The following is a 26,461-nucleotide window of genomic DNA, read 5'->3' on the forward strand; positions in this document are numbered from 1 at the left end:
TGCCAAGCGACCCGGCCGGGACGCCGTTCACCGTGGAGCCCCAGGTCTGGGCCACATCCTCGATCACCACAACATCCGGCCCCACGGCTGCCTTGATGCCCGCGACATCGCACGGCAGCCCATACTGATGGACAGCGACGACAGCCCGGGTCCGGACGCCGCAGGCGGCCCCGCTCCCGCAGGGCGACCGCTGCGCACAGCCGCTCCTCGGGGGTGGGGATCCAGCCCGACCGGACGGCGGCCGTCGCCGAACGCGACTCCGCGTATGTAGTACCGCCACGCGTTACGCCTCTGGATCTTCGCGACACTCAGCATCGCCACAGCACATACCGGCTCTGACCAGCAAGAAAGCGTGATCCCGCCCGGCGGGAGACTTCACTGGAACTTCACCGCCGATCCCGTGCGACGGGCACTTTCGGCGGGATGATGTCCGCTCTGCGGACAGCGCCGGGCCTTGTAAAAGCTGCGCATCGGCGGTCGGCCGAGTTGACCTCACGGGATGTTCGGGCGGCTCCTGTGGCGGGGGCACCTCACAGTTGATGCTGGGATACGACTATCAGGGGCCGGTCCGAGAGGCAGGGACCATGCCTTGCGAATGCTGTCGATCAGAGGACGGGCGCTGTAGGGCGATATCCCGAGTGGCTGCCTTCGGCACCGGCCCCGGCGGCGAGGGCGTGGGCTTCCGGATCAGCGGTCACGACGATCGGTCTGCACACCTCCGGGGTGTGGAGAATGGTGTCCATCGTGTCCAGGAAGACGGCCCGGGCGATGTCCCGCCTGGCGGCACCCGTCCACGACCTGGGACGGCTCTTGCCCAGGGCGAACGGCTTGACCGGCAACAGCACGGTCCAGCGGCTGCCTGGTGAGCCGGACATCATCACGCGTCCGGGACCGGGAGCAGCTCCGGGAGGTGCCCGTCGGAGGCCGCGGCGGCCCGCATGCGCTCCTCCGGGACCTCCCCGTACAGCGTGGTCCGCAGCCTGGCCGGGCGCCCCGCCGCCTCCGCCACCGCGACCAGGTCCCGGACCGACTTGTAGGAGCCGTAGGAGGACCCCGCCATCCGGGAGATCGTCTCCTCCATCAGGGTGCCGCCCAGGTCGTTGGCGCCGGACCGGAGCATATCGGCTGCACCCTCTGCGCCTAGTTTGACCCAGCTTGTCTGGATGTTGGGGATGTGTGTGTGGAGCAGCAGCCGGGCCATGGCGGTCACCGCGCGGTTGTCGCGGACGGTGGGCCCGGGGCGGGAGATGCCGGCCAGGTAGACGGGCGCGTTGGTGTGGACGAAGGGGAGGGTGACGAACTCGGTGAAGCCGCCGGTCCGTTCCTGGATGCGGGCCAGGGTGCGCAGGTGGCCGAGCCAGTGGCGGGGCTGGTCGACGTGGCCGTACATCATCGTGGACGAGGAGCGGATGCCCACTTCGTGGGCGGTGGTGATGACCTCGATCCAGGTGGCGGCGGGCAGTTTGCCCTTGGTGAGGACCCAGCGGACCTCGTCGTCGAGGATTTCGGCGGCCGTGCCCGGAATGGAGTCGAGCCCGGCCTCCTTCGCGGCGGTCAGCCACTCCCGGATCGACAGCCCGGTGCGGGTGGCGCCGTTGACGACCTCCATCGGGGAGAAGGCGTGCACGTGCATCCCGGGCACCCGGCTCTTCACCGCCCGGGCGATGTCGAAGTACGCGGTGCCCGGCAGGTCCGGGTGGATGCCGCCCTGCATGCACACCTCGACCGCGCCGACCTCCCACGCCTGCTGGGCGCGGTCGGCGACCTGGTCCAGGGACAGGGTGTAGGCATCGGCGTCGGTGCGGCGCTGGGCGAAGGCGCAGAAGCGGCAGCCGGTGTAGCAGACGTTGGTGAAGTTGATGTTGCGGGTGACGATGTACGTGACGTCGTCGCCGACCGCTGAGCTGCGTACGTCGTCGGCGACCCGGCACAGCGCGTCCAGAGCGAGCCCGTCGGCGTGCAGCAGGGCCAGCGCCTCGGCGTCGGTGAGCCGGGTCGGGTCGTCGGCGGCGGTGGCCAGTGCCTGGCGGATGTCAGTGTCGATGCGCTGGGGGGCCATCCCGGGGGCGGCGGCCTCGCGCAGGGCGCCCCAGTCGCCGTACACCTCGTCGAAGTCGTCGCGGCGGTCGCCGGTGCGACCCTCAGTGTCGATGGTGCGGTGCAGGTCGGTGCGGCCGGAGGCGGTGAACGCCTCATCGGGCTCCTGCCAGGGCCGCCCCTCCACCACCGCGGCCTCGCGGACGAGTCCGGTCTCCGGGTCGGCGAGGGCGGTGACGTGCGGGAGCAGGCGCGGGTCCAGCCAGGGCTCGCCGCGCCGGACGAACTCCGGGTAGACGCAGAGACGTTCCCGCAACTCGAAGCCGGCCGCGAGGGAACACCGGGCTAGTCCCTCGATCTTCGGCCAGGGGCGTTCGGGGTTGACGTGGTCGATCGTGAGCGGGGAGACGCCGCCCCAGTCGTCGATGCCGGCACCGATCAGCCGCTCGTACTCGTCGTCCACCAGGTTGGGCGGCGCCTGGAGGCAGGTGGCGGGGCCCATGACGTGCCGGGCGACGGCCACCGTGGCGACCAGTTCGTCCAGTTCCGCGTCGGGCATGCCGCGCATCGCGGTGTCCGGCTTGGCGCGGAAGTTCTGGATGATCAGTTCCTGGACGCCGTGGTAGGCGCGGGCGACCCGGCGCAGTGCGAACAGCGACTCGGCGCGCTCCTCGTACGTCTCGCCGATGCCGATGAGGATGCCCGAGGTGAACGGCACCGAGGAGCGGCCGGCGTCCTCCAGGACCCGCAGCCGTATCGCCGGTTCCTTGTCCGGGGAGCCGTGGTGCGGGCCGCCGGGCTCCGACCACAGCCTGGTCGCCGTCGTCTCCAGCATCATGCCCATCGATGGCGCGACCGGCTTCAGGCGCTGGAAGTCGGTCCAGCTCAGCACGCCAGGGTTGAGGTGCGGCAGCAGGCCGGTCTCCTCCAGGATGCGGACGCAGATCGCCCGTACGTAGGCGAGGGTGTCGTCGTAGCCGTGCGCGTCGAGCCATTCACGGGCTTCGGGCCAGCGGTCCTCCGGCTTGTCGCCGAGGGTGATGAGGGCTTCCTTGCAGCCCAGCGTGGCGCCCTTGCGGGCGATGTCCAGGACCTCGTCCGGGGAGAGGAACATGCCGTGGTCGGCCCGGCGCAGCTTGCCGGGGATGGTGACGAAGGTGCAGTAGTGGCAGGTGTCGCGGCAGAGGCGGGTGAGAGGGATGAAGACGCTCTTGGAGTACGTGATCACGCCGGGGCGGCCAGCCGCTTCGAGACCCGCGTCGCGCACCCGGGCGGCGGAGGCGGCGAGGTCGACCAGGTTCTCGTCGCGCGCTTGGAGCAGCACGGCGGCCTCGACGACGTCGAGGGCCGCTCCGTCCCTGGCTCTTTTCAGCGCCCGGCGCAGGGAGTTCGCAGTAGGGGCCACGGTCGGTTCTCCAGATGTCGTACGTGTCCGCGGGGCGAGCGGTTCCGCCTCGCGGGGGTTTTCCTGGTGGTGGGGCGCATCAGACCGGTGCCCGGACCGGCTTGTGGCCGGCGGACGACGGGGACGAGTCGTCCTTCTCGGCCTTGCGCTCGGCGGGTCCAGGGGCCGTGATGCGGCTCGATGCTCCTGGCCCAGGGCGGGGGGTGCTTGACCGGCCAGGTGGAGTTCGCAGTTGGTCCCCACCGGCTGCCGTTGTGCGGTCGTGGCCGGTGGGGACCTGGAAGCGGCTCACTGGGGGAGGGGTTGTCCCTTGGTTTCCGGCCCGACGAACCAGACGGTGGCGATGGCGATGATGTACATCACCACTCCGACGACGGTGGCAGCGGCGGTGATCCCGCCGAGCAGGCTGATGAGCATTCCGGTGCCGAGGGTGACCAGCGCGCCTGCGATGCGCGCGGAGTTGAACACCGTGGAGATTGCGGTGGCGCGGCCCGAGGTGGGGAACAGCTCGGGCATGTAGATGGGCATCCAGGCGAACTGGCCCAGGATGAAGAACCCGGCCACGGCTGCCACGGCCAGTGCCGCCTGCGGGGTGTGGACGGCGAAGAAGAAGACCGGGACGACGGCCGCGGATACGCAGTAGTAGAGGAGCATGGTGGGTTTCCGGCCCCAGCGGTCGGCCAGGTAGCCGAGCAGGAGGTAGCCGGGTACGGAGGCGCCGTTGAACACCAGGCCGGCGTTGGCACCCCATCGGGTGCCCGTCTCGCCGGTGTTCTTGGCGAGCTGGGCGGTGTATGCGGGGATCCAGGCCGACACGGCGTACAGGCCGATGACCGACACGACGGTCAGCACGAGCAGCAGCAGCCCGCGACGGCGCAGGTGGGCGTGGCTGAAGACGGCGGTGAAGGGGGAGCGCAGGAGTTCCCTGTCTGCGGCTGCGACGGTGGTGCCGGCTTCTTGGGCGGCTTTGGCCTTGCGCCGCCGGTCGCGGACCGAGGTCCACATCTCCGGGTCGTGGACGGCCCGCCGTACGTAGAGGACGATGAGTGCCGGGAGCGTGCCGACCAGGAAGAGGTAGCGCCAGGCGTTGTCGCCCACGGGCTCCAGCAGGTACCAGGCCAGCGCGGCGAAGACTGCGCCGACGCCGAAGCCCGACTGAAGTACTGCGGCGGCTCGTCCTCGTGAGCGGTCCGGCCAGAGTTCGCCGATCAGGGTGGTGGCGCTGCCCCACTCCGCTCCCAGTCCCATGCCGGTGATGAAGCGCAGGGTGAGCAGCCACCAGTAGTCGGGTGCGAGTGCGGTCAGGCCGGTGAAGATCGCATACCAGAGGATGGAGAGGATGAGGGTGCGGCGCCGGCCGAGCCGGTCGGCCGCGAAGCCGGCGAGGATCCCGCCGAGCGCCCAGCCGGCGAGGGTGGCCGCCAGCAGGCCGCTGATGTAGGTGGGGAGGTCTGCCAGCTGTGCTTTGGTGCCCACTGCCATAACGGCCGTGGGGCCGACGAGGACGAGGGCGTAGGTCTCGAACCCGTCGAAGGTCCATCCCAGCCAGGACGCGAACAGCGCACGGCGGCTGCTCTTGTCGATGCGGCGCACGGTTGGGGGCGGGCTGAGAGTTCTGGCGGGCGGCACGTCGTTTTGCTGGTCGGACATGGTGCTCTCCTTTGAGCGGTCGCGCGACGTCGTGACGTGCCCGTCGTCAGGCGATGACGTTGATCGGCCTGAGGACGGAGACCTCGACCGGTTCGGCGAGGAGGTCGGGCAACTGAGCGCGGTACGCCTTGTAGTGGGCCGTCGCGCGGTGGGCCTCCAAGGCCGCGGTGTCCTCGTAGCGCTCCAGGAGGACGAAGTCCGAGGCTTCCGTCCCGGTGGTGTAGAGGTCGTAGGAGCGGCATCCCGGCTCGGAGCGGGTCGGGGCGATCATTCCTTCGAGCAGGGCCTGCAGCTGCGCAACGTGGTCTGCGACCGGGGTGAAGCGGGCGATCACGGTCACAGGGTTCTGGTCTGTCACGGGGACTCCTTCGATTCTCGGTGGGGCTACTTGCGCCCGCCACGTGTAAGACGTTATAAAACGTCTTATGAAGCTCGTCAAGGGTTCGGTGACCCCGCTGGCTGTGGCACCCACAGATGCCGCTACGCGCCCCGGCCTGCTTCCGGGTTCAATACGACTTATGACATCTGACATGGGTGATGAGCCCCGCTTCGACCTGTCGGCCGCCGGATTCCGGATCGAACGGGGCCGGACACCGGCGACGACGCAGCTGGCGGAGCAGATTAAGTCACTGATCCTCAAGCAGCAGCTGCCACCGGGAACGCGGCTGCCCACAGAACGGGAGCTGATGACCGAGACCGGTCTGAGCCGCATCACGGTCCGTGCCGCAGTGGGTGCACTGGAGTCGCAGGGCTGGGTGGTGCGCAAGCAGGGGCTGGGCACCTTCGTCTCCGAACCGGTGGACCAGGAGCTGTCCTCCGGCGTGCGCACCATCACCGAGGTTCTGCTCGGACAGGGCGTCACACCGCACATCGACGTCCTGGGCTTCGGGGTCGAAGCCGCTGCGCCCCACGTCGCGCAGATCCTCGGGGAGCCCGAGGTACTGACGATCCGGCGTCGGTACGGGGACGGGGAGAAGCCGGTCGCGCTCGTCACGATCCACCTCCCGACGAGGGTGCTGGAGGCGGCCGGGCCGCTGCGCTCCGGCGAACCCGTCCCCGAGACCACGTACACGATGTGGGAGCAGCGCCTGGGGGTGCGGATCGCACAGGCCCGGCACCAGATCCACGCGGCCGCGGCTTCTCCGGAGGTTGCCGCGGCGCTGGAGATCGACGAGTTGGCGCCTGTGCTCGTCCTGGAGCGGGTCAGCTTCGACCACGACGACCGTCCGCTGGAAGTCGTGGTCTTCCACTACCGCCCGGAGCGCTACGGGTTCACCGTAACGCTTCCCCGCACCGTCTCCGGTGCCCCGGTCGGCATGACCGACATGACAGAAAGGTGACGTCCATGAACGACATCGATCCCTCCGGCGCGGGCCCCGCCTATGAGCCCGGGCCGCATATCGGGCTGATCCTGGCCCTGACCATCCGCGGCCTCGCTGTGGGCAACTATCCCGACATGGTCCGTGCCGCGCAGGCGGCGGAGTCCTACGGATTCGACTCCGTGTGGCTGTGCGACCACTTCCTGACCCTCAGCCCCGACGACTACGTCCGGGACGCGGGCATCACCGCCGGACCCGAGAGCGACGGCGATGCCCAGCAGAGCCGCTCGTCGTCGGTCCCGCTGCTGGAATGCTGGACCGCGCTGTCGGCCCTGTCCCGCGACACCACCACCGTGCGCCTGGGCACCAGTGTGCTGTGCAACTCCTACCGCTACCCCGCCGTGCTCGCCAAGATGGCCGCCACCCTCGATGTCATCTCCGGTGGCCGACTGGACCTGGGCATGGGAGCGGGCTGGTTCCAGCAGGAGTACGAGGCGTACGGCATCCCGTTCCCGCCGACCGGGGACCGGGTCACCGCGCTCGGCGAGTCGCTCCAGGTGATGCGCCAGGTGTGGACCGACCCGCACCCGGCCTTCCACGGCGACTTCTACAGCATCGACGGGGCGGTCTGCGATCCGCCCCCGCTCCAGCAGCCGCATCCGCCCCTGTGGGTGGGCGGCGAGGGGCTGCGGGTCCACCGCATCGCCGCCCGGCACGCCAACGGCATCAACGTCCGATGGTGGCCCGCCGAGAAGTGCGCGGAGCGCCGCGCGTTCCTGGACCGTGAGTGCGAGGCGATCGGCCGCGACCCGGCGACCCTGCGCCTGTCGATCACCACCCTGCTCGCACCGACCGACTCCTCGGCACAGCAGGACGAGCTGCGTGGCCGTTTTGAGTCGATTCCCGACACCGGACTGATCACCGGGACACCGGAAGCCTGTGTCGAGCGCATCCGCGCCTATCAGGATGCCGGCATCGACCACTTCCTGTTCACCATCCCGGACGTCGCGGACTCGACCTATCTCGACGTCGTCGGGGAGCAGATCCTGCCCCACATCAAGCCAGCACGGCACACGCAACCCGCCTGACCCAGCCGCGCGATCACGACGCCAACAACTCCACGAAGGGCTACTCCGTGACCTCCGAGAAGGCCGCACACAACGGGCTCACCACGATCGACGAGGCGTACCTGAGGCCGACCGCCTACATAGATTCCGACCACCCGCTCGTGGTTTCCACCGCACGAGAGCTGACGGACGGCGCCACTACTGACAGTGAACGGCTGGGCCGCATCTACCACTACGTCCGCGACCTGCCCTACGACATCCTCGCCTCGTTCCGCTATCTCGCCCAGGGCGAATCGGCGGCCAGCGACGTCCTCGCCCACGGCGTCGCCTTCTGCATGGGCAAGGCGAGTTCGTTCGTCGCCCTGTCCCGGGCCGCCGGTATCCCTGCCCGCGTCGCGTTCCAGGCGCTCGACGCCCCGGAGATGGAATTCCTCTCACCGCAGGTCCGCACCCTGTGGGGAGGGCCGGTCGGACGGCCACTGCCCTGGCACTCGCTCGGCGAGGCCTTCCTCAACGGCCGGTGGATCAAGCTGGACGCGACCATCGACGCGCCCACAGCGACCCGTCTTGGCAAGCCCTACACCGTCACCTACGACGGCGTCACCGACATCCCCACCGTCGAGGGGCCCGTGCTGCGGGAGAACGGCAGCTACGCCGACTATCCCGCCGAAGTGGCGCGATGGTACGAGCAGGTCGCCCACGAAGTCCTCGAAGCGCTTGCCTCGCCCGCCGCGCACGAGCGGGTCGCCGGCGACGACGTGCTGTGGAGCGGCCCCGATCCGGAGCTGGTCGGCCGCAATTCCGTCGCCTGAGCCGGCCCCGCGACGGGTGCCCCGGGCCCCCGACCGGCGGACATGCCCGCCCTTCGCGGACCATCACCTCAACCCCCAAGGAGTGCAACCGACCATGGCCGTTCGCCAGATCAACTCCGTCAACCCGGCCACCGAGGAAGTCCTGGCCCAGTTCACCCCCCACTCACCGACAACTGTCGACGCGGCAGTCGAGCGGGCATCCCTGGCCGCCAGGAAGTGGCGGACGATACCCGTAGCGGCGCGGGCCGAACACCTCAAGCGGGCCGCCGCGCTGCTGCGCGCCGACCGGGACCGACTCGCCGCGCTCATCACCGAGGAGATGGGCAAGCCCATCGCCGAAGCCGAAGCCGAGGTCGACAAGTCCGCCTGGTGCTGCGACTACTACGCGACACAGGGACCGGAACTACTGATGCACCAGCCCGTGGCGACCGGGGCCACCCGCAGCCACGTCGCCTTCGACCCACTGGGCCTCGTCCTGGCGGTCATGCCCTGGAACTATCCGCTCTGGCAGGTGTTCCGCTTCGCGCCGCCCGCACTGCTGGCCGGCAACGGCGTCGTGCTCAAGCACGCCTCGAACGTGCCGCGCTGTGCCCTGGCCATCGCCGACATCTGGGACCGGGCCGGCTGCCCGCCCGGTCTGTTCACCACGCTGCTCGTCGGCCCTGACGCGGTGCCGGACCTCATCGCCGACCCCCGCATCCACGCCCTGACCCTCACCGGATCGACCGAAGTGGGCTCCGCCGTCGCTGCAACGGCCGCGCACCACCTCAAGCCACAGGTCCTCGAACTCGGCGGCTCCGACCCCTTCATCGTCCTCGCCGACGCGGACATCCCCGCCGCCGCCGCGGCAGCGGTCAGCGCACGCATGCACAACACCGGACAGAGCTGCATCTCCGCCAAACGGTTCATCGTCGAAGAAACAGTCGTCGAGGAATTCACCGAAGCCTTCGCCGCCGGCGTCGCCGCCCTGACCGTGGGGGACCCCTTCCGCCGAGACGTACGCATCGGCCCGCTCGCCCGGTCCAGTCTCCGCTCCGACCTCGTCGACCAGGTCGAGCGCAGCACCGCAGCCGGCGCCCGCGTCGTCACCGGCGGCACGATCCTGGACGGCCCCGGGTACTTCTATGTGCCCGCCGTCCTCGACCAGGTCACCCCGACGATGGCTGTCGCAGCGGAAGAAACCTTCGGGCCGGTGGCCGCCGTCGTCTCCGCGAAAAACCCGGCCCAGGCCATCGACATCGCCAACGCCACCGAATTCGGTCTCGGCGCCGCGCTGTGGACAACCGACCTCGAGCGCGCCGACCGCCTGATTCCCGGCATCGAGGCCGGCGCGGTGTTCGTCAACGGGATCGTCGCCTCCGATCCGCGGCTGCCGTTCGGCGGCATCAAGCGCAGCGGCTACGGGCGCGAACTGGGCGCCTTCGGACTGCGCCAGTTCACCAACGTCAAGAGCGTGTGGATCGGCCCCGCCCACAACGCACAGAGCCACCCCCTCAGCGAATGACCAGCATTCTCCCGTACCGCAACCAGCCGACCGAAGGCGATCGCCCATGACAGTCACTCAGCTGGACCCGTCCCCCACCACAAGAACACATCACGAGAACACCGTCGCCATCGTCGGCGGCACAGGCGCCCTCGGTCTCGGGCTCGCCACCCGGTGGGCCCACAGCGGCGTCAACGTCCGCATCGGATCCCGACGCGCAGACGCGGCGCAGAGCTGCGCCGACAAACTCCCCGGAGCGGTCGGCGGGGACAACACCGCAATGATCGAAGGCGCGGCGGCAGTGGTCGTCGCCGTGCCCTTCAGCGCACACGTCGAGACGATGCGCTCCATCGCGAAAGTCATCCAGCCCGGACAACTGGTCATCGACACGACCGCACCTCTTGTGCCCGTCGGCACCCGCGGCCTGCGCCCCATAGTCCCCTGGGCCGGTTCGGCCGCCGAACAGGCCCAGGCCCTGCTGCCGGACGGAACAGGCATAGTCTCGGCCCTGCAGACGGTCAGCGCCGCCACCTTGCAGGACATCGAGCGCCGGCTGGATGAGGACGTACTGATCTGCGGTGACCACACGGCTGACAAGACCCTGGCCGCGGATCTCATCAACCGCGTCCCCGGGCTGCGCGCCGTCGACTGCGGCCTGCTGGACATGAGCGGTGTCTGCGAGCGGATCACCGCCCTCCTGATCGGGGTCAACCGGCGTTACAAGACCCACGCCGGCATTCGGCTCACAGGACTCCCCGAGCCTCTCGCCCGACCAGGATCCGGCCGCTCCGCGTGACTCGGCCGCAGGCCCGCACGCAGCCCTACGGTGACAGCCAACGGCCCGTTCCGACCACCGCGCAGCCTCTCCGCCCGTGGTCGGCGCGACCGACGCCGCGCGCCCTTCCCGGCCACCGGCCGGAACAGCCCCAGACGGCACAAGCCCCTGCCTGACTGGTGAATGCTGCCAGAAGAAGGAGGTGACCACGACCAGCCGCAGACATGTGTTCCACTGCCTCAACAGGGTCGGGGACTGGCGCGGTGGCTTCCGCTCCGTTTCCAGCCCCCGCCACTTCACACCGTGCGGTTCTCTCGCACACGGCTTTCCGACATCGTTCACCGGCTGGCATGCGCCGTCGCCCTGTGCACGTTTCCGGTGAGGCGGTAGACCCCGAGCCGAGTGATCCATCCGCAGGTGAATCGGGTGGTCCAGTTCTGGCCTCGGAGTCTGTGTCTTCGGCTGGCGAAGATCGCCGGCCGTTCGTGGACGTAGCCGTCGACCGCGTCGAACTTTCGCCCGGAGTTCCCGTTGCGGATCTACGCTGCCCAGCCCGGCAGCACGGGGTCGAGGTCGGCGACCACGGCTGACACCGGCCGCTCGGTCCTCGAGCGGGAGGTGGCTGCGCGGACCTTGTCCCGCAGCACGTTCATCGCTGTGGCCGAGGCCCAGTGTTGCAGGTAGAACCTGCCTCGCCATTTCCACGATTCGACTTTCCGGTGGTGAAAGCCGAGGAAGTCGAAGCCCTGCCCGCCTCGTGTGAGGCAGGTGATGCCGGATTTCTCGGGGCGCAGCCGCATCCCGAGCCGTTCCAGCACACGCGCAGCCAACTGCTGGACCAGCTCGGCCCGTTGTCTGGTCGGCGAGAGGACCACGAAGTCGTCGCAGTACCTCACCAGCACCCCCAGCCGGCGGCCCTCGTCCTGCCACGCCTCGTCCAGGACGTGCAAGGCGATGTTTGCCAGCAGCGGGGAGATCGGTGAGCCCTGCGGGGTCCCTGCCCCGGCCGGGCAGGTCACCCCGCCCTCCAGGACTCCCATCCGCAGCCAAGCCCGGATCAACTTCAGCATCGGCCGGTCCACAACGTGCCGGGCCACAACGTGCCGGGCCACCTGGGCCATGAGCGCGTCGTGGTCGATCGTGCCGAAGCAGTCCCGGATGCCGGCCTCGAAAACCCATTCCCGCCGTTGGTTCGCCGCGACGCGCACGGCCTCGCACGCGTCGATCGCGGACCGCTTGGGCCGGAATCCGTAGCTCGCCTCGGTGAACTGGGCTTCGGAGACCGGCTCCAGAACCAGTTTCGCGGCCGTCATCACCACTCGGTCCGACACGGTGGGAATCGACAGCGGCCGGAACTCCCCCGGCCGCCCCGGTTGGGAATCTGGACCCGCCGCAGCACCGACGGACGATACGTATACGTCCGCAGCCGCTCAGCCAGATGCTGGAGGAATACATCCACCCCCGAGGCCGCCACCGCGTCAACGGTCATACCGTCAACACCGGGGGCTCCTCGGTTCGCGCACACACCGGCCCACGCCCGCCGAAGGACATCCATGCGGTGGACACGGCTGTACAGGGTGAACTCGCCAACCTCGCCGGCGACCACCTCGCCGATGTCGCCGACGCCACCGGGCAAGGCATCCACCGCATCAACGCCAACCCCCGACTGCCATGGTCATTCCTCGCCCACACCGGCCTGACCATCCACCCACCACACCCACCGAACTTACGAAAAGGTCGTAGTGTGATGCGCCGGAAATCCTGATGGTTAGTTGTGCTCTGTTTTCTGGCCGGCGGTTCCGACCTTGGTGAGGTAGTCGGCGAGGGAGTTGAGGATCTCGTCGGCTGTCTTGGTCCAGGTGAGGGCCTGCGGGTTCTCGTTCCAGGTATCGATCCACGCAGTGATGTCGTCTTCCAGTGCCTTCACGGAGGTGTGGACGCCGCCGCGGACGAGCTTGTCGGTCAGCAGGCCGAACCACCGCTCCACCTGGTTCATCCAGGAGGAGCCGGTGGGGGTGAAATGGACGTGGAAGCGGGGGTGTTTGCCGAGCCACGTCCTGATCTCGGCGGTGTTGTGGGTGGCGTAGTTGTCGCAGACGAGATGCACGTCGAGTCCGGCGGGGACCGCTTTGTCGATCCGGATCAGGAACTTCTCGAACTCGATGGCCCGGTGGCGGCGGTGCAGTGCCGATATGACGGTGCCGTCGGCGATGTTGAAGGCGGCGAACAGGCTGGTGATGCCGTGCCGGTAATAGCCGTGGGTACGCCGTCCGGGCATGCCCGGCATCATCGGCAGCACCGGCTGGGGCCGGTCCAGCGCCTGGATCTGGCTCTTCTCGTCCACGCAGAGCACGACCGCCTTCTCGGGCGGGTTGTGGTACAGGCCGACAACGTCGACGACCTTGGCGACGAACTGCGGATCAGTGGACAGCTTGAATGAGTCCTGCAGGTGGGGCTTGAGGTCGAACTTCTTCCAGATCCGCCCGATGGTGGACTTCGACAGACCGGAGTGCTTGGCCATCGAGGCCCGCGACCAGTGGGTGTCCTGACCCGGGGTGGACTCCAGCGTCGCCATGAGCACGTCCTCGACCTGGTCCAGAAGGATCGAGGGTGGCCTGCCTGGACGCGGCTCATCGCGCAGCCCGTCCAGCCGCAAGCGGATGAACCTCGACCGCCAGCGGTTCACAGCCCCGTGCGAAACACCGAGCTCGGCGGCGATCTCCTTGTTCGTCCCGCCGTCCGCGCACCGCAGCACGATCCTCGCCCGCAGCGCCAGGAACTGTGCGGTCTTCGCCCGCCGCGCCCAGCGCGTCAGCTCCGCGCGCTCAGCCTCGGTAAGGACCAGGTCCGGCTTGCGCCGGCCCGGCCGTGGCTCGTCGGCCAGACCTGCCAGCCGCTGAGCCGCAAACCGGGAGCGCCACTTGCGCACCGTCGCCACATTCACGCCCAAGTCGGCCGCCACCTGGGAACTTGACGCACCATCCGCGCAAGACAGGACGATCCGAGCACGCTCGGCCGAACGAGATCCCGCCCCACCACCCGCCCGACGCGACAACTCGACGCGCTCCTCCTCGGACAGCACAACCTCGACAGCACGCGGACCCCGATGCGACACGAAAACAGCCTACAGACTTAAGCCCGCGATTTCCGGCGCATCACACTAGCTAGTGCCCCTCCCGGCAAGCTTCGCCCTGTCGCGCCGTCCGGCACGCACGCTCGCGGCGTTGGCCAAAAGCCCTGGTAGCTCCGCTACAAGGACTTCCGGCCGCCTTGCGATCGCACGCACCGGACGACGCTCCTCGACGGGCAGACATTGCCGGTCACGGCACTAGGTCACTCCTAGGAGGACCGGCGCCGCGGTAGCGACGAACTCGCCACCCTACGGGCCTGCCTGGCCGCGGGGCGCAACGCCGGACGATCCGCCGGTACGGCTGGCCTGCGAGTTCCTGCTTCGCACCGACATCATCTGAAGCGAATGAAACGATAAGAGCTGTTTGATATGAAATCGGCGGATATAATGCTTATGCGAACCAGAGGACAGGACCGGGAGTCAGTGGTGGACGAAGAGCACTCGGGGTCCCAGGAGGTGGAGCCGGACGCACCGAGGCTGCGCATGGCGGCAGCGGCCGTCGGTGCCCTGAGCGAGGCCGAGCTTCTGCCTTTCGTCCTCCATCAGGTGGTGGCTGGACTCGGTGGCCTCGGCGGCGTCGCCCACGTGCGCGAAGGCGACCGGCTCCGGTTGGTCGCTGCATGCGGCTTGTCACCGGGCGCGGCCCGAGCCTGGGACGATCTGCCGCTTGACGTGGCGGGCGGGCGGGAGGATTCGCCGCCGCAAGCGGCTGCTGCACGGGACGACTTGCCGCTGGAAGAGGCCGGAGCCCGGGAGGAACTGCCCTCTGCCGCACGTGCCGGCCCGGCGGTGGCCCTCCGCGAGGGGCGATTGGTCAGGTTGCCTCTCGATCCGTCGCGTCCGCCCCGTTGGAGGGCGTTCCCCCTGGCCGCCGGAGTGATCTGCGTTCCGCTGGCCGGGCCCGGGCACCCGCAGGGTGTGCTGAGCGTGCTCATGGCGCCGCCGGAGCCCCTGTCCGGTTCTGACCAGCGGTTTCTCGGTGAGCTGGCAGCCGCGACCGACGACCGCTGGCTCCATGTCGCCACCGGAACCCTGCCTGCAGTACCGCGACCGAACCCCTTCTCACGCGTCCCGGAGATCCTCCGGGAGATGAACATCGGGCTCTGGGACTGGGACACAGGTGCCGACCGGGTTGTCGCCGACGACACCGCACTGCGGGTCATGGGGCTGAGCCGGGACACTTATGACGAACGGGCCGAAACCTGGTTCTCCGCCGTGCACCCCGACGACGCCCCCGTCACGCGCGCTGCTGCCGAGCACGCCGTGGCGGGCGGTGGCGACTACGTCGCTGAGTACCGGGTGCACCGCCCGGACGGCGGAACGGCGTGGGTCGAAGGCCGCGGCCGCGGCCACGCCGCACCCGGCACCGGAGGCGGCGTGGCCCGGCTGATCGGAACCGTCTGGGACGTCACTCGGACCAGGGCCACGCGCGACGCCACGGAAGAACCCTCGCGGCCCACGCCTGACGGCTTCCTGGCCGGGAACACCGGGGAACCGGACCCGGCGGAGCAAGCCAGCGCGGCACAGAGGATGGAGCAACGCGCCGCCCGGATCGCCGAACTCACCGAAGGACTTGCCCAGGCACTCACCGTCTCAGACGTCGTGAAGGCGATGGCCGTCCCCGTCCTCCCACTTTTCGGCGCGACCGCCCTGGTGATCGCGGCCATCGAGGGGCGGCGGCTGCGCGTGGTCGGGTCCTTCGGCTATCCGAAGAAGTTCATCGACTTGTTCGACACCATCGGTCTCGACGCCATGTCGCCCGCCACGGACGCGCTGCGCAGCCGCACCCCGATGTTCATCTCATCGGCCCGCGAATACGACAAACGATATCCGCACCTGTCCGACCTACGCGCCCGGGGCGGCAAACAGGCGTGGGCGTTCCTGCCCCTGATCGCCTCGGGCCGGTCCGTCGGCTACTGCGTCATCGCCTTCGACACTCCCCGGACCCTGAAGGACGAGGAACGCACGCTGCTGGTCGCGCTGGCCGGACTGGTCGCCCATGCCTTCGAACGCGCCCGGCTCTACGACGCCGAGCACTCCCGGGCCCAGGAACTCCAGCGGGGCCTGCTACCCCAGACGCTACCGGTGCTCCCGGCGGTCTCCGCCGCGGCCCGATATATCCCGGCCGGTCCGGACGCCGAAGCCGGCGGCGACTGGTACGACGTCATCCCCCTGCCGTCCGAACGCGTGGCCCTCGTCATCGGCGATGTCATGGGGCACGGGGTCTCCGAGGCTGTCACCATGGGACGCCTGCGAGCCGCCGTGCGTACCCTGGCTGATCTCGACGTGCCGCCCGACGAACTACTCACCCGCCTCGACAGCCTGGTCAACACCCTCGGCGGCGCCTCCAGCGCCACATGCCTGTACGCGGTCTACGACCCGACGAACTGCACGCTCGCCTTCGCCAGCGCCGGTCATCCGCCGCCGGCGATCCTCCACCCGGACGGGAGCGCCTACTTCCCGCCCCTTGATCCGAGCCCCCCGCTCGGCCTGGTCCAGCCTCCACTGCACACCGTGGAACTCGTGCTGCCCCCCGAGAGCCTAGTGGTGATGTACACCGACGGGCTGGTCGAGTCGCCCGCTACGGACATCGACGCGGGCATGGCAGAGCTCGGCCGTTCCGTCACCGCGGCCGCATCCCGCCCGCCGACGGGTCGCACCCCGTACCCGTCGGGCCCGGGCGACGACTCCGCGCGTCTCGAAGACCTCTGTCACCGAGTCACCGCGAATCTGCTGCCGCTCGGGGAACCGCACCTCGACGACGCGGCCCTGCTGGTGGCGTGCACCCACGCACTGGAGCCGGGCGACATGGCCTCCTGGTCATTGCCGGAGAACCCCCTGGCCGCAGGCCAGGCCCGCAAACTGGTGCGCGCTCAGTTGGGCGACTGGGACCTGGAGGAGCTGTCGATGACCACCGAGCTGCTCGTCAGCGAGCTGGTCGGCAACGCGATCCGGCACGCCGAGGGGCCGTTCCATCTGCGTATGCTGCGCGGCCGGACCCTCATCTGCGAAGTGTCCGACGGCAGCCCGGCCACCCCTCGCATCCGGCACGCCGGCGACAACGACGAGGGCGGCCGGGGATTGCAGCTTGTCGCCGCCCTCTCCCACCGCTGGGGCGCCCGGTTCACCGCAACAGGCAAGTACATCTGGACGGAACAACGACGCCCCGGCGTCCTCGCCCCCGACTGACGAGGAGCAAAACTACGGGCAGTTTTCCTCGTTGGAGAGGAATCGCTGGTCGTCGCTCCGGCCTAGAGTGGCGCTCGCCGCGCCCATGCGGCAATGGCACCGACCCCAGACTCCCGCGCTCCGCGGCGGCGCCGCACCTTGCGGGCCCGCCGACTCCGCCGCCGATATGTGTACGCCCTTTGAGGATTCAGCACTAGTCAGTAATCCAGATCGAGGTAATCGATGTCGTTGATTTCCACTTCCGACAGTCCCATAGCACGACCGCCGCCGTCCTGGAAATACACTTCCTTAAACCCTTCGGCGATGATTCCGCGCATCTGCTGGTCGCTTGCCCCCGTGTTGCGGGCGTCGAAGAGGCGCTGCGCGTACTCCGGGGGGAGGTGCACGGTGAGTCGCCGGAACCGTCCGTCGTCGGTCGTGCCGACGGGTGCGGTGTAGCCGAACCGGGCCCGGGTCTCCACGGTGATTCCGCCCGTGGTGGCGGCCTGCTTCTGCCGGCGCTTGCGCACCAGCGGCTGCCAGCGGGCCCGCACCGCGTCGTCGATCTTCGCGGCGACGTCCGGGCGGGGGTGTTTGCGGGCGCCGCGCCGGTAGCGGTTCACGGAGTCGGCGGTGACCCCGAGTTCCGCCGCGACGGCCTTCGCGCTGCCGAACTGCTTGAGCAGGAACCCGATCTGGCCCTTGAGAGTCTTGGGCGGGTCCTTGGTGAACGCCTCGCGATCTGCCCGCTCGATCGCGTCCTCGATCTCCCCCACGGTCTACTCCCCTTCGTCCATGACGGCGTCGCCGCCCTTGATGTGGCGGGCCGGGTTGAGGCCCTTCTCCATCAGGCCGACCGCCCACAGCATCGACTGGACACCCTCCTGCTTCGCCAGGCCGGGCGTGGGCCCGAGGCGGAACCCGCCCGGCTGCGGCTTGCCCGAGGCGGCGTACGGGAGGAAGTCGAGCGGGCTCTCCCCCGGGCTCGGGTAGACGACGCAGTCGGAGAGCACGGCGAGCGGGTAGAGCCCGGTCATCTTCGCCATGTTGCGGAGCTTGCGGTGCATGTTGACCCGGGCCTTGCTGATGACGGCAGCCCGGATGTCGGGGCGCCACGTCGGCCGCGACAGGGCCGGCCACGTCTCGCCCTCCTTGTAGTGCTTGCCCTGGGGCCGCTCGCGGAGCTTTCCGACGCCGCCCTTCACCGTGGCCTTGATCGCGGACAGGACGGCGGCCAGGCCCGGGTCCTTCTCCTTGTGCTGCTCCATCGCGGCGAGGAACTGGCGGTCGTCCAGGTCCTTGGTGACGCCCATGTCGGCGAGGGTGTCGACGTAGGCGTTCTTGAGGCGGTCGTGCCACGGGTCGAGGTAGGCGCCGGTCTCGCGGCGCAGGTACGCCTCGATCGGGTGCACGTCGTGCCCGAGCTCCTGGGCGTAGGCGAGGGTGTGCGTCTGGTACCAGGCCGGGCCCGTCGGCCGGGAGCCGTCCGGCGTGAACGGCGAGGGCAGGCGCGGGTCCAGCTCGATGTGGGAGAGGTCGGCCAGCCAGGAGCCGGGGATCTTCGGGTTGAACTTCGGGGCGTGGAAGTGGTCCGGGGCGGAGAGGCCGACTACCAGGCGGGCCGCAGCGGCGAGGAACGCCGTGTTCAGGTCGAGGCCGACCGCCCACGGCAGGGTGCACTCCTCATCGGAGAGCGTGTCCACCGACCGGACCCACTGGTACGCCTCCTCGTTCAGGAAGCCGCCGGTCCAGCCGCTGTTGACGACGACGGGGTGCTCCGGGGTGGCCTCCGGCGGCGCCGGGTCCATGGGCTCCGTGCCCAACGAGCCCGCGTTGTAGCCGGACACCCAGTTCCCGGTGGCCGGGTCCTGCACGGCCCTCGTCGGCGGCCGCAGCGCGGTCATCAGCTCCAGGCCGGAGACGGCGGTGGAGCCGCGCGGGGTGATGACCCGGGTCGCGTACACCCCGAGGACGCGGGCGATGTCGGCCGGCTCCATCTCCGCGACGCCGGGCCAGGACCGCTCATCGAGGGCGTCCCAGGACAGGATCGCCAGCTGCACGCACTGCCGCTCGCGGCCCTGCGCCTTGCGGTAGATCCGCGCCCACGGGCCGAAGCCCCGCTGGGTGAGCTGCCACTTGGCCTTCGCCACCTGCTTGACGACCGGGTGGTCCTCCGGCAGGCGCAGGGAGCGGCGCTGCTCGTGGCCCTCCAGGCGCTCGGGCAGCCCGAGCTTCACGGCGGCCGCCGCCGTGAGCACGATCAGCGGGTCGGAGTCCTTGCCGTACCGGTTGAGCTTGGCGGCGCCGAGACCGGACTCGCGCAGCGTCCACTCCACCAGCTCCGGCACGGTGGTCGCCGGGCAGTCCAGGACGACGCCGTCCACTGCGTACGCGGAGCCGTCGCCGTCCAGGACGGCGAGCGGGCCGTGCGGGAAGCGCGGGTCGGTCGCGGGCGCGGCGGCCTTCTTCGCCGCCGGGCGCCGGGACGAGGTCGCCGGGCGTCCGGCCGGACGGGCGGGACGCTCCGGCGCGGCCGGGGCGGCGGGACCCTGCGCCGGGGCGGTCGTGTTGGCGGGCTCGGACGCGGCCGGGCCGGTGAACGTGTCCGGCACCGGGGCGGGCTGCGGCGCGGCGGCGGGAGTTGCGTGGGCGGGGTACTTCGCCGCCCACCCCTTGAGGAGCCGCTGGTACGCCTCCAGGCGCGGCGACTTCGGCTCGGAGCGGCCGTTCTCGTAGTTCTTGACCGTCTGCACAGTCGACTTCAGGGCCTGCGCGAGCCGGGCCTGGGTGATGCCGGCGGCCTCGCGAAGCCGGGCGCGCTCCGCCGGGGGCGGGAGCTGCGGCTCCTCCTCCAGCAATGCGTCGATGTTCGCGAACAGCTCTTCCTCGGACGCCATGTCGATCTCCTCTCGTGCCCTCACCCTAGCAGTCTTTAGCCTAGATATTTAACCCGCTTCTTTAACCTTATCGGAACGAGTTCCCGGTCCGGTGTGGATGTCCGGCGTAGGCGCTGGCTTACAGCAGGCCAGGGAAGGGCTGGAAACCGTCGCGTCACCTGAAGTCCCGGTGGGGAGATATGGCCGGTCGCATGCTCGGAGTAATCAGGGGGTCACGTGGGGTGGAAAGAAGCGTTCGGCGACGCCATGAAGGAACTGGAGGCGATACGACAGCGACTCGCACGTCTCGATGACCCGACGGTCGGGCTGGCCGCACTGCACGGTGACGTCACGCAGAGCCGCCTGAAGATCCTGGAGCAGCTCCAGGCGGGCGTCACCGGATTGCGGGAGGAGAACCGGGAGGTCCGTCGCCGTCAGGACCGGATGATCAGCGACCTGAATGAGACGCGGGGTGAGCTCCGGCAGCTCCTGGACCTTGTCGACGTTCTGGGTCCCTTCGCGCCGCCCGAGGGGAGAGGTGGCACGTCCGGCGGGGGCACGCAGGCCCGTCCCGAGGGGACTGCGCAGCCGCCCGAACCCGAGGCCGGCCACGGCTTGTCTGCCGGCGCCGAAGGTCATCCGTCCGTCTCAACCGACACCGACTCCCAGGGGGGAACCATGGAGAACACGGGGCACCGGCCGCAGCCCGAGTCCGGCGAGGACCAGGACCTCGTGCTGAAGCGCGCCATCGAGGCCGCCTACCAGGGCACCGGCACCTCGGCTGGCCAGCCCTCTGCTGCCACGCCGCACGCCTCCGCCGGCGCAGAGGATCCGCAGGTCGCCCACGGCGTCCTGCTGCTGAAGGCCGCCGGGGTGGCCTCCGCCGAACTGATCGCGCACCGCGATACCTGGGAGTGGCTCGCCGCCCTGGCCGTCGACCACAGCCACTTCCGCACCCCGCCCTCGGTCGAGGACATCAAGGAGGGCCGCGTCCAGACCGTCCTGTCCGGACGGTCTCTCATCGCCCTGCTCATCGAGCTGTGGAAGACCCGCTCCACTGCCACCCCGCTGCAGGGCGACTGGGCACTGGCCATGACGACCTACAACCGCATCGCTGCCGAACTCACCGACGTCACCGGGCAAGGCGAGACCATCCGCATCGTCCTGGACGACGGTCTCCCCCACGAGGCCGGCGACTGACCGGTATCTCGCCGAGAAGCAGACGACGACCGCCTGGATCGATCCGGGCGGCCGTCCTGGTTCGCGAGCTGGAAAGCGCGAGGGCCGCACGGTCAAACCGCGCGGCCCTCGACCGACGTCTGAACCCTGGGGGTATGGCCTGCCTTCTTTCGAGGGCTACCAGGGACGATTCCAGGGTCTTCGCCGCCCAGCGTACCTACGATTGCCCCACCATGCTCAGCACGCCGCCCACCAGCATCGAGCCGCCCGACGACAAGGCCGTCATCGAGCTGATCAGCCCCGACCGGCTGAACCCCTGCCTGACCGCGTGCGCCGGTGACTCCACCGCCGCGCTCGCTGTACCGGTGGAACAGCCACCTCGCCGCGGCGTTCTTCGAACCGCTCGGGCACCTGGAGATCATGCTGCGCAACGCGCGGGATGCACGGCTCGTTGCCCGCCAGCAGCGTCGGGGCCGCACCACCGAGTGGTACATCGACAGGCAGGTCCCCCTCGGTGGCAAGGCCCGCGGCGACATCGCCCAAGCTCAAGAACGTGCTGAGCGGGGCGGCACTGCGACCACCCCGCGTGGGAAGGTCATCGCGGAGCTGAGCTTCGGCTTCTGGCGCTTCCTGCCGGCCCGCCAGTACAAGACCAGCCTGTGGCCCGACCTCGCGGGCGCCTTCCCGCACGCCCCCAACCGTGCCCTGACCACGGTGGAGAACCCGGTCAAGCGGCTGCATCAGTTCCGCAACCGCATCGCTCACCACGAGGGCATCTGGCACCTGCCCCTCGAAGCACGCCGGGACGACATCCAGACCGTGCTCAGCTTCATAGCGCCGCCCGCCGCGACGTGGGTTGCCGACGCCTCCCGCATCGACGACGTCCTCTCCCGCCGCCCCCTGACGCCTCGAGTTCTTCACCCCTCACGCGGTCCTGCCCAGCGGCGCCGTCTGCGGGACCGCGGCCGCCGTCCCGGCCTCCCTCGCCGCGCGCTCCGCACGGGCCCGGCGCAAGGCCGCGGCATGGGAGACATCGGCCTGGTGGCAGCGTTCGGTACGGTCCTGCTCGATCGGGGCCAGACCTGCCGGCCTGGACTTCCACCAGCTCGTTCGGGCCACCGACCTCTCCCCTCCCCAGGTGAGATCGGGGCTGGCTGCTCTGCGGGATCTGGCGGCGGAGAAGGGCCGGCCGCCGCTGATCCGGACCCGGGCCATCGGCTATCAGCTCGGCGCCGACCGGGCCGCGCTGGAGGCATACGAGAGGGCGGTGGTCAGGGAGAAGCTGACCGAGTTCCGCCGCTTCATCACCGGCACCGTCGGCCCGCACGCCGCCGCCCACCCGAACGACAAGTGGGTACGTCACATCGTCGCCCAGCTCAACTCCATCGAATCCACCCTCGACCTCATCGCCAGCTCCTGAAGACTCTTCGGTGGGGCCGCCGGGCGGTTCCACCACGTCGACGACGAAGGCCGTTCCGTCATGCGTCATCGCCGCTACCCCTCGGACACCGCCGATGCCGAATGGGCACTCATCGAACCGTTGCTGCCGCCGCCGGCCTGCGAAACCGCGCGGGGCGGCAGGCCGGAGAAACATCCCCGCCGCGAGATCGTCGAGGCGATCCGCCATGTCCTCGACACCGGCCGCCAATGGCGGGCTCTACCTGCGGACTTCCCGCCCTGGCGCACGGTCTGGGGGTCCATGGCCCGCTGGGCTGCGGCCGGTGTCATCGGGCAGATCCGGGACGCTCTGGCCGGGTGGATCCGTCGGGAGATGGGCAAGGGCCCAAGGGCGGTGGCCACGATCATCGACTCGCAGTCAGTCAAAGCGGCATCGACCGTCGGGAAGGACTCCCGCGGTTACGACCCAGGAAAAAGATCAACGGCCGCAAGCGCCATCTCGTGGTCGACACCCGCGGCCTGCCCCTGATGGTCATGGTCACCCCGGCCGACCTGCACGACCTCCGGGCGGCGAAGGAAGTCCTGTTCCGCCTGCGCCTGATGCACCCCGGGATCACCATCGTCTGGGCCGACCGCGCTTACGCGGGCAAGCTCGTGACCTGGGCCAAGAAGCACCTGAACCTGACGATCAAGACCGTCACCCGGCCGAAGGACTCCTCCGGGTTCGTCCTGCTGCCCCGACGCTGGGCCGTCGAACGGTCCCTGGCCTGGATGATGAACGCCCGTCGGCATGCACGCGACTACGAACGGCTGATCCAGCACTCCGAGACCCTGATCACCTGGGCCGCCATCACCCTCATGACCCGCCCCGGCAAGAACACCCCAGCCCTGCACCTCGCTGCCCGAAGATCAATGGCCTGCCTGCCAGCGGCCTCCCCGCCGGGAGCGTCGGCGAGTACGACGGACGCGGTGATCCGCTTGTCCACCAGCTCCCGGTGGACGCAGAAGGTCTGGGACACCGCTATCACAATCTCCAAGCCGTGCTGACCGACCCGCTCCGCGTCCGGCCTCGGAGATCAGAGGGAACCGTGGTTGGCGCTGAGATTGAGCATGGTCAGGAATGGCGAAACGTACGCCGCCGGCGCGATCGCCTGCTCGAAGCACTCACCGTGCCGCACCCAGTCGCCAGTTCTACGGTGACCTCATGAGCGACGCGAAGAAGAACGAGGCCACGGCCAAAGCGTTCTACGACTTGATGTTCAACCAGTGCCGCCCTGCCGAGGCCATCGACCAGTACGTCGGCGACACCTACATCCAGCACAACCCGCACGTCGGCGACGGCAAGCAGCCGTTCATCGATTACTTCGAGCGCATGGCCGCCGAGTATCCGGGCAAGCGCGTCGAGTTTAAGCGTGCCTTCGCCGACGGTGATCACGTCATCCTGCACTGCCACCAGATCTGGCCCGACGAGGAGTACGCGGGCATCGACATCTTCCGCTTCAACGCCGACGGCAAGATCGTCGAACACTGGGACGTCCTCCAGGTCATCCCGCCCACCTCCAAGAACAACAACACCATGTTCTAGTAGTGCTTCGTTGGGTTCTGGTTCTGGTTCTGGTTCTGGTTCTGGTGCGGGGCAAGGTGCGGCCGCAGGTGGCGCAGGTGCCGGTCCAGCACTTCAGGAGGTCCTGGAGAGCGTCGAGGATCTGGTAGAGGGTGAGGCCGGTGCCTGCGCTTTTGGGTCGTGTCGCCGCAGGGTGAGGAATGCCTGGGCGGCCGTGACGAGAGTGACGTGGTGGTGCCAACCGCGCCAGGAACGGCCCTCGAAGTGGTCCAGGCCCAGGCCGTGCTCGAGTTCGCGGTAGTCTGCTCGATCCGCCAGCGCATCATCGCCCAACGCACCAGGTCAGCAATCGGGGTGGTGCCCGGCAGATCGGTCACCCAGGAGCCGGTCGGCGCATCCGCGTCCTGTGGCTGTTCGACCAGAAGCGTCCGCAGGGGCAGCACCCCCGTCCCACCTGTTGCGTCCCCCTGCCGCTTCCTGAGCGGTCCGGCGGGCCTCCTTACCTGCCGGGCGTACCTCCACAACGGCGAAATGCGAGGTCATGGTGCCTTTACTGCCCTGCCTCCAAGCCACCTCCTCAAAGACGGTGCTGCCATCGATGAACTCGGTCAGCGGGCGAGGGGCCCGGCGATAGCGAGGCAGTGTGGGCGGCCCCAGCCCGCCACAGGCCGCCTGAACCGGCTCGGCCGAGGAGGACTGGGCGATCTCCTTGGCCTCAACGGCCATGACATACGACCAGCCCCTCTCCTCCAACGCGAGACGAAAGGAGACGGCTGCGGCCGTAACCGGCGTCCGCCACCAGCACCGGCACCCGAAGCCGCTGACGTGCCAGCTGATCCAGCAGGCCCAGAGCCAGGCGCGCCTTGGAAGCGTGCTCCACCTCTGCGGGCGCCTGGGCCCGCCGGCGCCGCCGCCGATCCTCCGCCCCTTCGCGGGGAAGGAACAGCTCCCGTTCCAGGGGGCAGGACGCCGAATCGGTTGCGGCATGCACACTCACCGCGACCTGGCAGTTCGCCCGCTTGCCCAAACGCCCCGCAGTACTGGCGGGCCACCCCACCGACGCGGTGCCGCACTTGGGGAACGAGACATCGTCGATCACCCACACCTGCGGCCGGACCACCTCGCACAACCGCTCGGCGATCCGGCGGCGCACCGGCCCCCACTCCCACGGCGACTGGTTCACGAACCGCTGCAACGCCTGCATGTCACCATCGGGCAGACGCTCAGCCATCGGCTGGACCGACTGACGCCGCCCTCCCAGCATCAAGCCCCGCAGATAGCACTCGCCCCAACGACGCTGACCTCTCCGGGGCAGCGAACCGAACACATCGGCAACAAACCGGGCCAACTCACCGCGGAGCCGCTCGACTTCCCCAAACCTCATGCCCCACGCGTGCCCACAAGCAGGGAAGATCACCCAAGGTAACGAAGCACTACTAGTGTGATGCGCCAGCAGTAGCAGCACAGGGTGGCGGCGGGACCCAGAAGGCAGGCGCTTCGTCGTCATCCTCACCGAGGGTGCGGGGGCTTGGATTACGGCGCATCCTTTCTATGAACCCGTCGGTGGTCCGCCCTTCTGGTGGTCAAGCCGGTAGCCAGGCAGCTACCTCAGAGTCCATTCCCTTTCGCCTAGGGAGAGTTCGTGGCTCCCATCCGGGCGGACAGTGAGGGAGTAAGCCTCGGCCCCCGGCTGGCCTGCCTCGACCCATCCTCGGAGTAGCGGTGATCGCTCTGCCCATAGGTCCCGCGGGCCCCGTGATCGAGTCGCGCTGTGTCGTGGCTGCGGGGTGTGATGCGGGCCCACGATTCCGAGTCGGGGTGGACCAGGCCGTAAACCCGCTCGCCCGCGACCTCGACGGAGAACTGGAGGACGTCGGGGTGCGCCAGGGAACCGAGGAGGCTCGGCATTTCCCCGCCGAGGTCGGCTCTCAACTCGATTTCTTCCTGGCGGCCGGTGGCCGTGGCCACCTGGCCGGTATAGGCACGTGCGGGCGCTGGTGCGGCGTCAGTGGATGCGCGTGCGTGCATGAATGCGGCGACGGTCGGCAGGAAGCGGCCCCCGGCGGCGCCGTGGTCGCCGATTGTCAGGGAGACGAGGCCGTAGCCGATGTTGGCGATGATTGAGCCGCCCGGGACGACTTGCTCTCGCCATGCTTTCGGGATGCGGCCGACCCCGTAGGTGGCGATGAGTGCACCCTACGGTGCGTGCTGCGGGCAGCCCTGTGCCCCGTCGCCGACGGAGAGCCTGGGCGTGTAGCCGGTGGCACTGAGGTGTTCGGCTGCGGCGGCGACGAGGGATGGGTCGACGTCGCGGGAGACGACCCGGTGAGAGCCGTAGCGGTGGCTGAGCAGAGCGGCGTTGTACCCCGGGCCAGTACCCAGGTCGAGGACGGGCAGGGTGTCGCTTGCGGGCGCGGTTGTAGGGGGCGAAGGCCGTACCTTGCGCGCGGGTGGTGGCCCGCTTCTGACCTGCGCGGGTATGGGCGCGGGCCAGGCGGGCGTGCAGCATCGCTTCCATCCGAGGTGAGTCGTCGGTAAGGGGCAAGCGGAACATCACCCCGAAGACCGCACGCCGAGGGCGGGTACCCGGCTCCGGCA

22 protein-coding genes and 3 pseudogenes are annotated in these 26,461 nt (G+C 69.5%); 12 read left to right on the forward strand and 13 right to left on the reverse strand.

The window, feature by feature from the left end; all coding sequences use genetic code 11:
• From ABD339_RS33965 to ABD339_RS32960, 5 genes are all read right to left on the reverse strand, one after another.
• The coding region (locus tag ABD339_RS33965) for a DegT/DnrJ/EryC1/StrS family aminotransferase (protein ID WP_425576169.1) at positions 1–280 on the reverse strand (280 nt) is incomplete at its 3' end.
• Positions 281–605: 325 nt separating this feature from the next.
• On the reverse strand, positions 606–875 hold the full coding sequence (locus tag ABD339_RS32945) for a hypothetical protein (RefSeq protein WP_344570858.1): 270 nt from the start codon (positions 873–875) through the stop codon (positions 606–608).
• 2 nt (positions 876–877) lie between these two features.
• A complete protein-coding gene (locus tag ABD339_RS32950) occupies positions 878–3,442 on the reverse strand; it encodes a bifunctional FO biosynthesis protein CofGH (protein WP_344570859.1) in 2,565 nt (854 codons plus the stop codon).
• Positions 3,443–3,730: 288 nt separating this feature from the next.
• A complete protein-coding gene (locus ABD339_RS32955; protein ID WP_344570860.1) occupies positions 3,731–5,092 on the reverse strand; it encodes an MFS transporter in 1,362 nt (453 codons plus the stop codon).
• Between the two features lie 46 nt (positions 5,093–5,138).
• Positions 5,139–5,450, reverse strand: a complete 312-nt coding sequence (locus tag ABD339_RS32960) for a putative quinol monooxygenase (RefSeq protein WP_344570861.1) — start codon at positions 5,448–5,450, stop codon at positions 5,139–5,141.
• A 172-nt stretch (positions 5,451–5,622) separates the two neighbouring features.
• On the opposite strand from ABD339_RS32960, the gene ABD339_RS32965 reads away from it, so the two are divergent.
• The 5 genes from ABD339_RS32965 to npdG all read left to right on the forward strand — a co-directional run bounded on the left by ABD339_RS32965 (position 5,623) and on the right by npdG (position 10,569).
• Positions 5,623–6,432, forward strand: a complete 810-nt coding sequence (locus ABD339_RS32965; protein WP_344570862.1) for an Rv0792c family HTH-type transcriptional regulator — start codon at positions 5,623–5,625, stop codon at positions 6,430–6,432.
• Positions 6,433–6,437: 5 nt separating this feature from the next.
• Positions 6,438–7,499 carry a TIGR03619 family F420-dependent LLM class oxidoreductase gene (locus ABD339_RS32970; protein WP_344570863.1) on the forward strand — a complete coding sequence of 354 codons (1,062 nt, stop codon included), beginning with the start codon at positions 6,438–6,440 and terminating at the stop codon, positions 7,497–7,499.
• A 47-nt stretch (positions 7,500–7,546) separates the two neighbouring features.
• On the forward strand, positions 7,547–8,290 hold the full coding sequence (locus tag ABD339_RS32975; protein ID WP_344570864.1) for a transglutaminase-like domain-containing protein: 744 nt from the start codon (positions 7,547–7,549) through the stop codon (positions 8,288–8,290).
• Positions 8,291–8,384: 94 nt separating this feature from the next.
• Positions 8,385–9,794, forward strand: coding sequence for an NAD-dependent succinate-semialdehyde dehydrogenase (locus tag ABD339_RS32980; RefSeq protein WP_344570865.1), 1,410 nt, complete (start codon positions 8,385–8,387; stop codon positions 9,792–9,794).
• A 46-nt stretch (positions 9,795–9,840) separates the two neighbouring features.
• Positions 9,841–10,569 carry an NADPH-dependent F420 reductase gene (gene npdG, locus ABD339_RS32985; RefSeq protein WP_344570866.1) on the forward strand — a complete coding sequence of 243 codons (729 nt, stop codon included), beginning with the start codon at positions 9,841–9,843 and terminating at the stop codon, positions 10,567–10,569.
• A 518-nt stretch (positions 10,570–11,087) separates the two neighbouring features.
• Here the strand turns inward: npdG and ABD339_RS32990 are convergent.
• A pseudogene (locus tag ABD339_RS32990) lies at positions 11,088–11,900 on the reverse strand (reverse transcriptase domain-containing protein); the annotation flags it as partial.
• 86 nt (positions 11,901–11,986) lie between these two features.
• Here ABD339_RS32990 and ABD339_RS32995 point away from each other — a divergent pair.
• The gene (locus tag ABD339_RS32995; RefSeq protein WP_344570867.1) at positions 11,987–12,313 is read left to right on the forward strand and encodes a hypothetical protein; all 327 of its coding nucleotides are present in this window, start codon (positions 11,987–11,989) and stop codon (positions 12,311–12,313) included.
• A 3-nt stretch (positions 12,314–12,316) separates the two neighbouring features.
• Here the strand turns inward: ABD339_RS32995 and ABD339_RS33000 are convergent, their stop codons facing one another.
• Both ABD339_RS33000 and ABD339_RS33005 read right to left on the reverse strand, forming a co-directional pair.
• Positions 12,317–13,663 carry an IS630 family transposase gene (locus tag ABD339_RS33000; RefSeq protein ID WP_344570868.1) on the reverse strand — a complete coding sequence of 449 codons (1,347 nt, stop codon included), beginning with the start codon at positions 13,661–13,663 and terminating at the stop codon, positions 12,317–12,319.
• A gap of 435 nt (positions 13,664–14,098) precedes the next feature.
• Entirely contained in the window at positions 14,099–14,263 is a 165-nt protein-coding gene (locus ABD339_RS33005; RefSeq protein ID WP_344570869.1) for a hypothetical protein, read from the reverse strand.
• 504 nt (positions 14,264–14,767) lie between these two features.
• Here ABD339_RS33005 and ABD339_RS33010 point away from each other — a divergent pair.
• Positions 14,768–16,867 (forward strand): SpoIIE family protein phosphatase, encoded by a 2,100-nt coding sequence (locus tag ABD339_RS33010; protein ID WP_344570870.1) that lies wholly within the window; start codon positions 14,768–14,770, stop codon positions 16,865–16,867.
• A 197-nt stretch (positions 16,868–17,064) separates the two neighbouring features.
• Here the strand turns inward: ABD339_RS33010 and tpg are convergent, their stop codons facing one another.
• A complete protein-coding gene (tpg, locus tag ABD339_RS33015; protein ID WP_344570871.1) occupies positions 17,065–17,622 on the reverse strand; it encodes a telomere-protecting terminal protein Tpg in 558 nt (185 codons plus the stop codon).
• Positions 17,623–17,625: 3 nt separating this feature from the next.
• The gene (gene tap, locus ABD339_RS33020; protein WP_344570872.1) at positions 17,626–19,743 is read right to left on the reverse strand and encodes a telomere-associated protein Tap; all 2,118 of its coding nucleotides are present in this window, start codon (positions 19,741–19,743) and stop codon (positions 17,626–17,628) included.
• Positions 19,744–19,959: 216 nt separating this feature from the next.
• Between tap and ABD339_RS33025 the strand changes: the two genes are divergently transcribed.
• Positions 19,960–20,922, forward strand: a complete 963-nt coding sequence (locus tag ABD339_RS33025; RefSeq protein ID WP_344570873.1) for a hypothetical protein — start codon at positions 19,960–19,962, stop codon at positions 20,920–20,922.
• Positions 20,923–21,825: 903 nt separating this feature from the next.
• Here ABD339_RS33025 and ABD339_RS33030 read toward each other — a convergent pair.
• On the reverse strand, positions 21,826–22,020 hold the full coding sequence (locus ABD339_RS33030; protein ID WP_344570874.1) for a hypothetical protein: 195 nt from the start codon (positions 22,018–22,020) through the stop codon (positions 21,826–21,828).
• Here ABD339_RS33030 and ABD339_RS33035 point away from each other — a divergent pair.
• The 3 genes and pseudogenes from ABD339_RS33035 (at position 21,971) to ABD339_RS33045 (ending at position 23,884) form a co-directional block, all read left to right on the forward strand.
• The gene (locus ABD339_RS33035) at positions 21,971–22,321 is read left to right on the forward strand and encodes a RacP protein (protein ID WP_344570877.1); all 351 of its coding nucleotides are present in this window, start codon (positions 21,971–21,973) and stop codon (positions 22,319–22,321) included. The two genes, ABD339_RS33030 and ABD339_RS33035, sit on opposite strands and share 50 nt — an antisense overlap.
• Before the next feature lie 60 nt (positions 22,322–22,381).
• Positions 22,382–23,346, forward strand: a pseudogene (locus ABD339_RS33040) (IS5 family transposase).
• A 157-nt stretch (positions 23,347–23,503) separates the two neighbouring features.
• A complete protein-coding gene (locus ABD339_RS33045; protein WP_344570875.1) occupies positions 23,504–23,884 on the forward strand; it encodes a nuclear transport factor 2 family protein in 381 nt (126 codons plus the stop codon).
• Positions 23,885–23,977: 93 nt separating this feature from the next.
• On the opposite strand, the pseudogene ABD339_RS33050 reads toward ABD339_RS33045, so the two are convergent.
• Positions 23,978–25,247 (reverse strand): annotated as a pseudogene (locus ABD339_RS33050) (IS701 family transposase).
• Between the two features lie 434 nt (positions 25,248–25,681).
• On the opposite strand from ABD339_RS33050, the gene ABD339_RS33055 reads away from it, so the two are divergent.
• A complete protein-coding gene (locus ABD339_RS33055; protein ID WP_344570876.1) occupies positions 25,682–25,987 on the forward strand; it encodes a hypothetical protein in 306 nt (101 codons plus the stop codon).
• A gap of 72 nt (positions 25,988–26,059) precedes the next feature.
• Here the strand turns inward: ABD339_RS33055 and ABD339_RS33970 are convergent, their stop codons facing one another.
• On the reverse strand, positions 26,060–26,344 hold the full coding sequence (locus ABD339_RS33970) for a methyltransferase domain-containing protein (protein WP_425576170.1): 285 nt from the start codon (positions 26,342–26,344) through the stop codon (positions 26,060–26,062).
• Between the last annotated feature and the right edge of the window lie 117 nt (positions 26,345–26,461).

The organism is Streptomyces axinellae (assembly GCF_039532135.1).
GTDB classification, from domain to species: Bacteria; Actinomycetota; Actinomycetes; order Streptomycetales; family Streptomycetaceae; genus Streptomyces; species Streptomyces axinellae.